Source organism: Pantoea sp. GM_Pan_4 (assembly GCF_026541005.1).
Lineage (GTDB): Bacteria > Pseudomonadota > Gammaproteobacteria > Enterobacterales > Enterobacteriaceae > Pantoea > Pantoea dispersa.
The window spans coordinates 128699-141693 of the sequence record NZ_JALNUZ010000003.1; the positions used below are offsets into that span (position 1 = coordinate 128699).

Genomic DNA, 12995 nt, shown 5'->3' on the forward strand with positions numbered 1-12995 from the left:
GAGATTAACTTACCCGTACATAGGTTTTCGCGCAGATATGATGGAAATGTGAGCAAAGCCCATAAATGTTAAATTTAATGATAATATATGTTAAATAAAAGTTAATTAATCGAAGGTTGTGGCACGATTCTGAGCTTCATGATGGCTTCCACTGCCATTTTGCAACATTAAAAGACCCATAAATTAACAATAATGTTACATACAAAACACCACGCTAAGGGTTTTACGACTGGAAAGTCACCGCGGTGTCTTTTAAATTGCACGGATTGTGAACAGCGTCACGGGAGCAGGCGCAGAGGTTTTGCACTGCCTGTGCAGATGCCCGGGCACGATGAAACCACATCCGCACCAGAGGCAGATCGGGCATGCACGCAGCTATGGTTCCTTATGAGCGAGGAGCGGACAGCGCTCAAAGATCAATCTCATACTCAATAGCCTCTTTAATTTTCGCCAGGGCCTCGCTCAGCTGACTCATCGTGACTGAGCCAAGAGCCAGACGAATAGCATGCGGCACACAGTTTGAGGTGCTGAAGGGCTCTGCTGTGGAAACAGAGATATTTTGCTGCATCAATCGATGTACAAGCCTGTCAGCCCTCACTTCCTGAGGCAGTGATAACCAGATAAAGTAAGCGTTGGCATGGCTTACCCATTCACTGTTCACGAGTATTTTGCGCGTCAGCGCCTGCCGCTGACGCGCGTCCCGTCTTTTCAGCGCCTCAAAGCGTTTAAGTGTGCCATCTTTAATCCAGTCGCAGACAATCGAAACCATGAGGGAGGGAGTATTCCAGGTCGTTGCCCTGATGGCTCGCTCCAGGGCGATTCGCATTTCAGCGGGACACACCACAGCACCGACGCGCAGGCCAGTGGCAACGCTTTTAGCAAAACCGGTAACATAAACGGTTCTTTCAGGCGCATAAGTGGCAAGCGGCGGCGGTGGACGACGGACAAGAAATGCATAGGCCGCGTCTTCGATGATAAGAAGATCGAACGTTCTGGCAATACGGGCCAGCTCCCTGCGCTGGGCATCATTCATAACCCAGCCAAGCGGGTTATGCAGTGTTGGCATGGTATACACCGCGCGCAGGCGCCTGCGTTGGCAGATTTGCCTGAATGCCGTCAGGTCAGGTCCACTGGCATCAGCGGGTATTGCTACCAGTTCAAGATGATAGAGGCTGGCCAGGGCTTTGAAGCCAGGATAGGTCAGAGCATCTACTGCCACCACATCCCCGGGTTTCAGCAGCCCCATGACAGCAACGCTAAGACCGTGCTGCGCGCCATTTACAATTAAAACCTCATCAGCAGATGCGGTCAGGCCGGAGTCATTAAGCCATAGCGCGATTGTCTCCCTGTCGCTTTGCCTGCCAGCGTGCGGCTGGTAACGCAACAGTGAAGCCAGATCGCCAGATGTGGCCAGCTGTCGCATTGCTTCGCGTAACCGTTCCGCCTGGTCCGGTAGCGAAGGATAGTTGAAGTTCAGATCCAGCACGTCTGACGCCACTGCGTGCTGATCCAGACCCAGCCCTTCGGGCAGCGAAATTTCCCTGACAAACGTTCCTCTTCCGGTTTCTCCGCTCACCAATCCCATGGCTTCCAGCTCAGCGTAAACGCGGGTAGCCGTTGCCAGAGACACGTGCTTTTCAGCCGACAGCGCTCTGTGGGTAGGCAGGCGGGTGCCCGGCACGAGCGCGCCTGTTCGTATCGCGGAAGCGAATTCATCCACGATGACTTTGTATCGAGCTTTCATGAATTGTATCTATGACAATTATTTGATTGTCCTGAATGCTGGTACTTAGCATGGGGGCTGTCAACGTTATCTGTTAAATCATTTATCGAACTTAATGAGGTCTGTTGTGACAGTTACCAAGGTAAAAAATACACATTCTGGCCTGAAATCAGGTTGGCTGAACGGGCTGACCGGCGTGATCATCTTCAGTGGCTCTTTGCCCGCAACACGCATAGCAGTGCGGGAAATGGATCCCTTTTTTCTGACTTTTTCACGCGCTTCAATTGCCGGTGTACTGGCCATTATGCTGATTCTCTTTTTAAGTCAGGCTCGTCCTCAGCGGCATCAGCTGATTTCTCTGGTTGTCGTTGCTGCAGGTGTAGTGGTTGGTTTTCCTCTTCTGACAGCCATGGCGCTGCAACACGTTACCTCGGCTCACTCTATTGTCTTCCTCGGCCTGTTGCCCATGGCGACGGCTATTTTCGGCGTTCTCAGAGGAGGCGAAAGGCCCAGGCTGGCTTTCTGGATTTTTTCTGTTGTCGGCAGTCTGCTGGTGATGGGATTTGCCCTACTCCAGAAGAGTTCTGTATCAGTAACCGGCAATCTTCTGATGCTGGCTTCCGTGGTTGTGTGTGGCCTCGGCTATGCCGAAGGTGCAAAGCTTTCGCGTGAATTGGGAGGATGGCAGGTTATCTGCTGGGCACTGATTATTTCCCTGCCGCTGATGCTTGTTGCCACCCTGGAGACCTTGCCGGAGAACATGGGCGAAATAAGCCTGCAGGCGTGGCTTTCACTGGGATATGTATCGCTGTTCAGTATGCTGATTGGTTTCATTTTCTGGTACAGGGGACTGGCTGCAGGCGGCATCGCCGCTGTGGGACAATTACAGTTGCTGCAGCCATTCTTTGGTCTCGGACTCTCAGCAACATTACTGTCTGAAACGGTAAGGCCGATGATGATTCTCATAACACTGGGCGTGATCCTGTGTGTCGTTGGCTCGCGCAGGTTTGCAGATTAGTCCTTAGCCTCCTGTCGTCTGGATTTACGTAAGTGTCCGCGTTGGGCAAAAAGTGAACCACGATATGCGACGATCAGCCTGATTCTCAATACCGGAACAGTTCATGCTATAAACGATTTAACTTTTCATTCACCGACGATTGAGGGAATTTTCATGTTTGCGGTTGAGGAAATAAAAGTGAAGTATCCTGGCGCAGATGCCTGGCAAATGGGTGACAGCGCGGAACTGGCCAGCAAGCTGGCAGAACTGGTAAAAAAAGGCATCAAAACAGCTTCCTGCGGATCGTTTACCGCTTACCAGCAGGAGGAGTCTGCTCCGAAGATTGGGAGCTATAACATTATTCTTGATGGTCAGAATACCCCGGTCTGTGTGATCAGATTGATTTCACTGCGGCTGGTGCGTTTTTGTGATGTTACAGAAGCGTTTGCCCGCAAAGAAGGTGAAGGCGATTTAAGTCTTGAATTCTGGCAGAAAGAACACCAGCGCTTTTTTAGCCGTGAAGGTCATTTTTCAGAAGATATGGAGTTGATTGCTGAAGAATTTGAAGTGGTAGAAGTGCTGTAAGATCAGGCAAAAGGTCAGCATTTTATCGGCGGCCATCAATAATAATGTCCGCTTTTAGCCTACAGAGGACTTAGCACAAGTCCATTTCTGCTATGAGCGCGAAGCGGTCATCAGCTATTTATCGACAAAAAATGCAGGCTTATAGCATAATGCTTATCAATTGAGAGTAAACAGCAGGCACTTTTTTGTAGCGGCGCAATTTATTGCGCGAAGCATTGATGGGCACGGTGCTGCTATTAGTAGGCGCGATTAATCGCGCCGCTACGAAATGTGCGGTAAGTGAATTTGGGACTTAACTGAACGGCATTAAGGCTTATAGCATGGTTGCTTATTTATTAACGGGAGCTGGTTTCTGTACATCTGTTGCTGTGTATGAATCGTAAATACATAGTTTAAACCGAATTGCATAGTGCTTGTTCCTGTACAAATCCCATCGCATTTATTGTGTAGCAATAAAGCTTTCTTTTCATATAGTTGGATGGTCAACTTTCGAAACTCAGCAGGTAATCGAATGATCTTAAGTGTTAATCACGTTGGTTTTTCAGTTAAAAACATTGAAGACTCCGTATTCTTCTGGACTCATATCCTTGGAGGTGAATTATTACGCGAAGGAAAAATGTCTGGACCCATAATCGATGAAGTCACAGGTGCAAGGGGAGCTGATGTACGGATGGCTTTGCTTGAACTGGCTGGTATCAAAATTGAATTACTACAATATAATAATATTGAGCAGCCAGCAGAACCTTCAGCACCTTATATCCCAGGCTACGCTCACCTTGCTTTTACAGTTGAAGATCTTGATACACTGTTGAGCAAAGTATCAGACTATGGCTGGAAGACGCCGGGTAAACCTCAGACAGTGTTGTCAGGGCCGATGAAGGGAACCAGAGTAATATATTTACAAAGCCCTGATGGTCAGACGCTTGAATTAATGGAGCTTAGTCATTGAAGCCCATAAACTACGATCTGTTATCCACTAATTAAAACAGTGACGTTTTCGACGTCCGCTTCTGACACACAGCCGACATTGATCGCTTTACCCGGCAGGCCATAGAAGATCATGAACCGATCTGTTTTGCAAAAACACGCTGATTAGCACTACAACAGCGAGACATGCTTCTGCTTTAAAACCATGCGCAGCTCTTTATCAGGCTCGCCATCGACAATCAGCGTACTGGCCAGATCCAGATCCCCAATCGCGAAGGCAGAGGCGGAATTGAGTTTCTCTTTTGACACCATGACAACGGTCTCGGCGGCTCTCCCCGCCAGCGCGCGTTTTATGCCGGCCTCTTCATAGTTGCCGGTCGTAAGACCGGCGGTTTTATGCACGCCGGTAACGCCCATGAAAAACAGATCAGCATTAATACGCGCAGCCGCCTCATGGACAGCCGATCCCACCGCGACCACCGAGTGGCGATAGAGCAGCCCGCCCAGGGTTATCACTTCTACCCGCGGAAAATCCACCAGCGCAACTGCAATACCGGGGCTGTGGGTGATCGCCGTGAAAGCCAGGTCTGCTGGCAGTAACTGCACCAGTTCTGCTGTGGTGGTTCCGCCGTCAATAATCACCACCTGACCGGGTTGAATCAGCTTCACCGCCTTTTGCGCCACACACTGCTTGGAACTCATTTGCACGTTTTTGCGTTTTTCGAAGGATGCCAGCGCGGCTGAAACCGGCAGCGCGCCGCCGTGCACGCGCTGTAACAGTCCTTCAGCGGCCAGCTCCCGCAAATCGCGGCGTATTGAGTCCTCGGATATGCCGAAACGCTGACTGAGTTCACCTGACATCACCTGATTTTCAGCCGCCAGAATCTTCAGAATCTGTTGTTTACGCTGGCTCGATAGCATAATTACCCGCTCACGTTTTTTCTTGAATTTGCACGATTATGCATGATAGCGTCTGTTTTGTCATCTTCAGGAGGCAAGCTATGCAGCAGAAAATACGCAATATCCGTGAGCAGCTGTTGTCCGACAACTGGTACACCCTGAAAAAATACACCTTTGAATTGCAGCGCCGTGACGGCTCGTGGCAGAAGCAGCAACGTGAAGCGTATGACCGCGGTAATGGTGCCGTCGTGCTTCTCTATAATCGCCAAAAGCGCAGCGTGGTGCTGACCCGCCAGTTTCGTTTGCCGGTTTTCATTAATGGTCACCAAGGTTTTTTGATTGAAGCGGCTGCCGGGCTGCTCGATAACGCTTCGCCGGAAACCCGCATTGTCGCGGAGGCAGAAGAAGAAACCGGTTACCGGGTGCAGCATATTGAAAAAGTCATGGAAGCCTTTATGAGTCCGGGTTCGGTTACCGAGAAACTCTATTTCTTTATCGCCGAATATGCTGATGACGATCGCCAGAGCAAAGGCGGTGGCCTTGCCGATGAGGGCGAGGATATTGAAGTACTGGAATGGCCTTTGACTCAGGCCCTGAGCGCAATTCGCAGCGGGGAGATTATGGATGCGAAAACCATAATGTTACTGCAATACGTTGCCATGAATGTCCATTTTGAGGAGCCAATACCATGCTGATCCTGATTGCCGGCCCTGTGCGCAGCGGCACCGAAGGAGACCCGGTCTTAATTCACGCCAATATACAAAAATTAGATGAAGCCGCTCTGCAGGTTTATCACAGAGGGCATACGCCGGTGATTGGAGAATGGCTGGCATTACCTCTTGCCGCCGCCGCAGGTTCAAAGGCAATCGGTGATGAAATCCGTGAGGCTTATCTTTATCCGGTTGCACATCGGCTTATTCAACATTGCGACGCGATCTTACGTATGCCGGGCGCGTCGCACGGCGCCGATAACGATATACGGATTGGCAGAGAACGCGGGTCAAAAATTTATACTGACATAGATGAGATTCCGATCGGGTGATTATGCTTTCACTGGATGGCGACGATGCCAGCGCGGCCATTCAGGCTTATGGACATTTGGCTTGTCGCCGTCATCCAAACACGAGTATTTTTCGCGAATAAAACAAACTCATTGATGCTGGGGAAATATGCCACTATTGCTGATGGCGGTTTCTCTGCATCGTCTGTTGCAGTGATTCATAACTTACCGCAGCGATGTCGGCTGCTGGCACACAATGAAGGCATTATTTATGAATGATTCTGCATCTACATCCATCGGTCTGCTGCTGTTCCCTGCGCTTACGCAGCTTGACCTGACCGGTCCGTTTGAAGTCTTTGCGCGGGCACCAGACACGAAGGTGCATCTCATCTGGAAAAATCTGGAGCTTGTGGTGTCAGACCGGGGGATGGCGATTCAGCCAACCACCACGTTCGACGCGTGTCCCGCGCTGGATATCATATGTATTCCCGGCGGGCCGGGGCAGATAAACCTGATGGAGGATGAAGAAGTCCTTTCGTTTATCCGGGCTAAAAGTAAACAGGCGAAGCTGGTAACGTCGGTATGCACCGGATCGCTTGTGCTGGGCGCGGCCGGGCTTCTTGAGGGATATAAAGCGACGACACACTGGGCTTCGCTGGATCAGCTGGCGCTATTGGGCGCAGAGCCGGTAAATGAGCGCGTTGTACGCGACCGCAATCGCATAACGGGCGCCGGTGTGACTTCAGGTATCGATTTTGCCCTCAGCGTCGTATCAGAGATGTTCGGACCGGATATCGCGCAAAACATTCAGCTGCATATGGAATATGACCCTGCCCCGCCCTTTGACTGTGGCTCGCCCCGCTCCGCATCTGAAGAACAGCTAAAAAAAGCTCAGCAACAGGTTGCGCCATTTATTGAAAAGCGGCGACAGGCAACGTTGAAAGCCGCAGGCAGACTGCAGAAATAACGGGTCGGCACGGAGCGGACTTCCCCACCGACGAATGCCTCGATGAGCGAAAAACGGACCTACAGGTAAGAGTAAATAGGCTTTTGTCGTCATAAATTTATTTTGCATTATCGAACACGGCCTTCAGAAATTACACCGTTAAGTGGCTTGCGATGTTAGGGTGACATCCTTGCCACATTAAGAGGAAAAACGAATGATTGTAAGGACCTGGCACGGTTGTGTTCCACTCAAACACGCTGAAGATTTTGCGAAACACCTTGAGAAGACAGGTGTGAAACATTCACGAAGCATTGCAGGGAATATAGGCGCTTATGTGCGCAGAGAAACACAGGGCGACTGGGAGCATTTCTTTCTGGCAACTTACTGGAAGGATCTGCAGTCAGTAAAGACCTTCGCGGGAGAAAACTATCACGTGGCAGTGACGTATCCGGATGACGAACAATTTGAGTTACTTTCCGATCCATACGTTTTTCAGCACACCGTGGAAACCGTTTTACCGCTTTAGCCCCCTTTTCAGGGCGACCTAACGGTTGTCCTGATTCGTCTCTAAGTTGATTCGAAGCGTCAATGTCCGCTTTGCGCGACGAGCGGACGTTTCTCTCAATAGTCACGAGCCGGCAGGTACCTCCCTGGATTCAGAGGATGAGCAGTGGAATGCCCGCGTTCAGAGTGAGTTCCAGACATGTCCGGCTTATTACATTATTGATATTTCAGAAATGAGGTGATGGTTAAGATTGCCGCCTCGTTCTATATTTCAATAAGGCAATACATACTATTAAGGACATTTGTCATGCTTACGCAACGCACGCTCAAAACAACCTTTGCTCTGATGATTGGTTTCGCCGTTTTTGTTGCACCGGCTTATGCAAACCCTGGCAATGGCAATCACGGTAATAATGGCGCGCACGGAAATAAAGAGCAGGGTTACGCATCGTCGAAAAACGAACATGGACATCGCAAGAACGGCCGACACCCCGATCATGTTCAATCTGATATCAGCTTCTCTCAGGCACGAGCGCTCGCCGTCAACTATGGCCTTGTCGGCTATGAGTCTCTGCCGCCGGGAATCGCTAAGAAAGTGGCGCGTGGGAAAGCATTGCCGCCGGGCATCGCTAAGAAAAATTTGCCGGCATCGATGATCAATGCGCTGCCTTACTACCCCGGCTACGAGTGGCGCGCGGTGGGAGATGATTTAGTGCTTATTGCGTTAAGCACTGCAGTCGTGACCGCTGTGATTAACGGTGTGTTCAACTAACCCCAGTATGCAGATATCTGGCGTCTTGCAGCTCAGTTCATGGCGCTTAACAGCGGGACTGCTTAAGCGCTTTATCGGGTTTGCGCTGATGTTTCATAAGCGTGGTGATGCCAGATATAGCCAGCCACAGACAGGCAGTTTTCGTTCTCCCTCTTCCCACCGCCTGAATGTGTCTTAGCTCTTCTGAGTTACCTGGCTTTCAGGGTTTCAGAATGACTTTTGTCCAGCCATTATCACGATCATCAAAATGCTTATAGCCTTCGGCAGCATCTGCCAGAGCGAGACGATGTGAGATGATCTGCGCCGGATTGGCTCTGCCCTGATGGATAAGCCTTGCGAGCTGGCGGTTGTACGCTTTGACATTACACTGACCGGTCTTGATTGACTGACCTTTGAACCAGAAATTCCCAAAATCGAATGGCACTTTACCCTCTTTGACCAGGTCGGTCGCGCCTCCGGGATCCTGCGGAACAAAAACGCCGACCGCACCGATGCCGCCCGTGGCCTTAGTTGACGCGACAAGGCTGTTAAGCGTGGCAGAGTTATCCTCGTGGCCATGTTTATTGCAGCATTGATATCCCACACACTCGCAACCGCAATCCGTGCCGCGCCCGTCGGTTAACTCGAGAATTTTATTTACGGCCTCATCGCCCACACCATTGATCGCCACAGCGCCCAGTTGTTCGGCCAGCGCCAGCCTGTCCGGATGGGTATCAACCACCAACACCTGCGATGCGCCTTTGATCATCGCCGAGTGAGCGGCCATCAAGCCGACCGGGCCTGCGCCGTAAATCGCCACACTCTCTCCGGGGCGCAATCCTGCCAGTTCAGTGGCATGCCAGCCGGTGGGGAAGATGTCGGAAAGTAAAACGTAGTCCTCCTCTTTTTCAACCGCATCCGGCGGCAGCACCAGACAGTTAAAGTCAGCATAGGGAACACGCAGTAACTCCGCCTGTCCGCCATCCCATTCGCCCATTTCAGCAAAGCCATAGGCGGCACCGGCCGTACCCGGATTTGCCGTCAGGCAATAGCCGGTTAACCCTTTCTCGCAATTTTCACAGAATCCGCAGCCGACATTAAAGGGCAGGCAGACATAATCGCCAACTTTGACCCGCTCAACCGCGCTGCCGATTTCAATGACCTGCCCCAGGTTTTCATGGCCAAAGATGCGACCCTGTTCGAAGCTGGTTCGTCCTTCGTACATATGCAGATCCGAACCGCAGATATTGGTGGTGGTAATACGGACAAGCACATCGGTAGGGCGAACGATTTTGGGATCCGGAACCTCTTTGACTGAAACGTCAAAAGGTCCGTTATAGACAACTGCTTTCATGATGTTCTCCTCACGTGCATGATCAGTTATGAAGGCTGCGGCTGCGTGACGCTTTGCGGTCGCCTCCCTCTCAGTGATGCTGCTTTTTCAATCAAACTGCTCGATTGAATGTGTAAGTGTAGAACAGCCCATGAAGTCGCCCGGGAGCATTAATATTATGTAACTCTATGAATTGTAAGCACCGTTTCGCTAAACGCCCTTTATCTCCCCCTTCTTCCAGGCCCCTGGCGCACCACACCGCTACGCTGACTTAGCCTTGTGCTGAATCCCGTAACCGCTATTGCCCTCAACATCCGCCCTGCTATTCCCTGCTTTTTATCCAGCGACCAGGTGCGGCGCTGTCCGGACTGACGTTTATCCTGATGGAAAAGCGCACCTTGCTGAGTGCCACGGCTTACATCATTATTTTTCTGCACTTCATCCTGAGTTCAGTATTTGCCGTGCGTTAATCGTCATTGATTTTTCCTGAACCCCGACGCACTTCCAGCATAAGCAGGCGCTTTTATTACCACATAAAAAAGCCCACTCCAGGGTGGGCTTAAGCGTACACACGGTGACCAGCGTCATGCAATTAATCAAATATACCGGAGGGGCAGTAATTACCTTCCCAGCCAACTATCTTAGCGCCTGGATCCAGATCTCTCACCGATACGCTATCCCCGCCAAATTCTGAGCCAGTGACGACGATATCGTAATCATGATTTGGCTGAGGAATGAATCTGGTGGAGACAGATCGTTCTGTATTTTGGTAGTAGCCCGGCTGAGTCCAGTAATGAATTATACTTATCAGTTGCCCCGGCTTGATAGTAAATTCATTAATGAAAACCCCCTTATTGTTACTTGATTCTGGCATTCCGATTTTTTTATTTCCTGACACAGGAATACCGAGAATAGCCAGACCAGCCGTAACCCGGCGCTCTAAAACTTTTTTATAACAGCCACTCGGCTGTTTTTCGTAAAATTGCAGGGCTGTATTGCCCTCAGATGCAGCACGAACCCTGGCTGCATCTGAACCTTTATAGTCTTCCAGAGAAGGCCTAAACCCAGCCGAACATCCACTTAACAACGTTACTATTATTCCCGTAATAACCAGTTTTCCATACATGCGCATCTCCTTACGTTTCTGTCGCTCCTGTTTTTATCGGCCTGTGGGTGTGAAATCTTTAACAGATATTAAGCCAGCCATCCGGGGATAATCTGTCCCTGAGATACCTGTCTGACACCTAAATAATGTCCGCTCCTGGCACCAAACGGCCCTCCCCCCTGCGAACTCCGTTATCAACAACAAGCTGCCATCACAGCTAAAGCAAAGCATCAGGTGATTATTGAGACTTAACCTGTTAGTTTAAAACGATGAAAACTTGCTCAGCCCTGTCTTCCGCAATCATTATTATCACCTTGCACGTTCAGGTGGGATAACGTTTGCCATTTTCCCGCCGGTAAGGCGGGCCTTACCGGTAATCAACCAGTGAGGTCAGCCATGAACACCACCGATGTCGCATCACCTGAAAAAGCCACGCTTCACCTGTTATGTGGAAAAATTGCGTCGGGTAAATCTACGTTATCCGCAAAATTAGGCGCTGCACCACATACTCTCATTATCAGTGAGGATCGCTGGCTTGCTGCGCTCTATGCCGATGAAATGCACACGGTCGCGGATTACGTGCAGTATTCCTCTAAGCTCAGAAATGCCATGAAACCGCATCTGGTGTCATTACTTAACGCGGGGATGTCGGTAGTGCTGGATTTTCCGGCTAATACACCCGCCAGTCGTGAATGGATGATGAGTATCATTAAAGCATCAGGTGCTGCTAACCACCTGCATTTCCTTAACGTCCCTGATGAGGTGTGTAAGAGCCGATTACGTGCCCGTAACGCAGCAGGCACTCACGATTTTGCCGCTTCAGATGAACAGTTTGAAATCATAAGCCGTTATTTCTCAGCGCCAGCGGCTGATGAAGGTTTCAATATTATTGAATACCGCTCTTAAGCCGCCTGGTTGCGGCTTATGAGGTGCTAATTCCATGACGCAGCCGGGTTCTGCGCCATTAAACGGCGCCCGATAACGGCGCCGTTTGCTCACCAAGACTGGTTACCCCTCTCCCCTGCCGATTTGCCAGATGCCGGTTGGTGGCGTGCCGTTGACTTTCCAGTCACCGATGTCGCGCGCTTTGTAGATTACCGGGTTATGCGACGAGACGGTGCGCGCATTGCGCCAGTGACGATCCAGCGCTTTGCTGACGCGCGTATCCGATGCGCCAAGCGCATTAAACAATTCGGTGGCGGCACGCGGCACCAGCTCGCTGGCGATTACCTGCGCCTGTCCGGCCTCGGCTTCCGCCAGGTTGTTGATGGCGGCGATGGCCGCTTCATCGGCACTGACGTGCGCTTCATACGCTGATTGCAGTGAATGGGTAGCGCGAATCACCGTGGCTTCGACGGCAAATGCCAGACTGGTGATCTCGCCCACCACCTGCAGCACCTGTGCATCCTGCCGCGAGGCAGCTCCGTTACCGTGACTGTAAACGCGGTTGCGTGCGGCAACGGCGGCCGCGCCGTCCCGCGCCACCGCGCGCGCAATGCCCGCCAGCGTCGCCAGCAACACGTGCTGGTAATACGCGGTCTGATAACGGAAGCGCGTGGCAAAATCATACACGTGCTGCGTCTCCACATGCGCGTGCTCGAAGCGCGTCGTGCCGCTGCCAGTCAGGCGCTGGCCAAATCCGTCCCAGTCATCTTCACGCGTGACGCCCGGCTGATGCGTATTGACCAGCGCGATCACGTCACCGTGATTGTCATCGCGACGCGCGTAAACATCTATCCAGTCGGCGAACAGCGCACCGGTGCTGTAAAACTTCTCGCCATTCAGCGTCCAGCCATTGGCGGCAGGCGTGACGCGGGTGATCACGTCGCCCAGCCTGACGTTGCCAATCTCCGTCCAGCCGCTGCCCACCAACTCGCCATCAACAAAACGGCGAAACCACGCATCGCGCTCCACATTGTCCGGCTGGTTGAGCCGGTCCTCGACAAACGCAAAGTGCGCGCGCAGCGCCTGCGGCAGGTTGGAATCCGCTTCCGCCAGCTCAATTAACAGCTGAAACAGCTGCGGCAGCGAGGCGCCCCAGCCACCTTTTTGCTGTGGAATACGCACCGTGCCAAAGCCGGCCTCCTTCAGCCACTGCAGTGGTTCATAAGGCAAGGTACGCGTACGCTCGCGTTCCGCTGCGCCGGCCGCGATGCGGGCAAACAGCGGTCGGAAGTGCGCCGCCAGCGTGTCATAGTCAGTACCGGTAGAGAGAATGCTCATG

General features: G+C 51.6%; 14 protein-coding genes. 9 read left to right on the forward strand and 5 right to left on the reverse strand.

The features are described 5' to 3' along the window. Window positions 1–409 precede the first annotated feature (409 nt). On the reverse strand, window positions 410–1744 hold the full coding sequence (locus OXR61_RS09565; protein ID WP_021508777.1) for a PLP-dependent aminotransferase family protein: 1335 nt from the start codon (window positions 1742–1744) through the stop codon (window positions 410–412). A gap of 106 nt (window positions 1745–1850) precedes the next feature. Between OXR61_RS09565 and OXR61_RS09570 the strand changes: the two genes are divergently transcribed. The 3 genes from OXR61_RS09570 (at window position 1851) to OXR61_RS09580 (ending at window position 4254) form a co-directional block, all read left to right on the forward strand. Continuing rightward, a complete protein-coding gene (locus OXR61_RS09570) occupies window positions 1851–2741 on the forward strand; it encodes a DMT family transporter (RefSeq protein ID WP_021508778.1) in 891 nt (296 codons plus the stop codon). A gap of 153 nt (window positions 2742–2894) precedes the next feature. After that, window positions 2895–3305 carry an ASCH domain-containing protein gene (locus OXR61_RS09575; RefSeq protein ID WP_021508779.1) on the forward strand — a complete coding sequence of 137 codons (411 nt, stop codon included), beginning with the start codon at window positions 2895–2897 and terminating at the stop codon, window positions 3303–3305. Between the two features lie 511 nt (window positions 3306–3816). Continuing rightward, on the forward strand, window positions 3817–4254 hold the full coding sequence (locus tag OXR61_RS09580) for a VOC family protein (RefSeq protein ID WP_071813625.1): 438 nt from the start codon (window positions 3817–3819) through the stop codon (window positions 4252–4254). Window positions 4255–4403: 149 nt separating this feature from the next. On the opposite strand, the gene OXR61_RS09585 is transcribed toward OXR61_RS09580, so the two are convergent. Continuing rightward, a complete protein-coding gene (locus OXR61_RS09585) occupies window positions 4404–5153 on the reverse strand; it encodes a DeoR/GlpR family DNA-binding transcription regulator (RefSeq protein WP_021508781.1) in 750 nt (249 codons plus the stop codon). 80 nt (window positions 5154–5233) lie between these two features. Between OXR61_RS09585 and OXR61_RS09590 the strand changes: the two genes are divergently transcribed. From OXR61_RS09590 to OXR61_RS09610, 5 genes are all read left to right on the forward strand, one after another. Continuing rightward, window positions 5234–5827, forward strand: coding sequence for an NUDIX domain-containing protein (locus tag OXR61_RS09590; protein ID WP_021508782.1), 594 nt, complete (start codon window positions 5234–5236; stop codon window positions 5825–5827). Further along, on the forward strand, window positions 5821–6174 hold the full coding sequence (locus OXR61_RS09595) for a hypothetical protein (RefSeq protein WP_021508783.1): 354 nt from the start codon (window positions 5821–5823) through the stop codon (window positions 6172–6174). The genes OXR61_RS09590 and OXR61_RS09595 overlap by 7 nt, the downstream gene beginning before the upstream one ends. A 229-nt stretch (window positions 6175–6403) precedes the next feature. Then, window positions 6404–7099, forward strand: coding sequence for a DJ-1/PfpI family protein (locus OXR61_RS09600; RefSeq protein ID WP_021508784.1), 696 nt, complete (start codon window positions 6404–6406; stop codon window positions 7097–7099). 193 nt (window positions 7100–7292) lie between these two features. Further along, the gene (locus OXR61_RS09605; protein ID WP_021508785.1) at window positions 7293–7604 is read left to right on the forward strand and encodes a hypothetical protein; all 312 of its coding nucleotides are present in this window, start codon (window positions 7293–7295) and stop codon (window positions 7602–7604) included. A 285-nt stretch (window positions 7605–7889) separates the two neighbouring features. Further along, window positions 7890–8354, forward strand: a complete 465-nt coding sequence (locus OXR61_RS09610; protein ID WP_021508786.1) for an anti-virulence regulator CigR family protein — start codon at window positions 7890–7892, stop codon at window positions 8352–8354. A 199-nt stretch (window positions 8355–8553) separates the two neighbouring features. On the opposite strand, the gene OXR61_RS09615 is transcribed toward OXR61_RS09610, so the two are convergent. Then, the gene (locus OXR61_RS09615; protein WP_267411953.1) at window positions 8554–9687 is read right to left on the reverse strand and encodes a glutathione-independent formaldehyde dehydrogenase; all 1134 of its coding nucleotides are present in this window, start codon (window positions 9685–9687) and stop codon (window positions 8554–8556) included. A gap of 571 nt (window positions 9688–10258) precedes the next feature. Beyond that, window positions 10259–10792, reverse strand: a complete 534-nt coding sequence (locus tag OXR61_RS09620; RefSeq protein WP_021508788.1) for a hypothetical protein — start codon at window positions 10790–10792, stop codon at window positions 10259–10261. A gap of 375 nt (window positions 10793–11167) precedes the next feature. On the opposite strand from OXR61_RS09620, the gene OXR61_RS09625 reads away from it, so the two are divergent. After that, the gene (locus OXR61_RS09625; protein ID WP_021508789.1) at window positions 11168–11677 is read left to right on the forward strand and encodes an ATP-binding protein; all 510 of its coding nucleotides are present in this window, start codon (window positions 11168–11170) and stop codon (window positions 11675–11677) included. 102 nt (window positions 11678–11779) lie between these two features. Here the strand turns inward: OXR61_RS09625 and OXR61_RS09630 are convergent, their stop codons facing one another. Continuing rightward, window positions 11780–12994, reverse strand: coding sequence for an acyl-CoA dehydrogenase family protein (locus OXR61_RS09630; RefSeq protein ID WP_021508790.1), 1215 nt, complete (start codon window positions 12992–12994; stop codon window positions 11780–11782). Window position 12995: the final 1 nt, after the last annotated feature.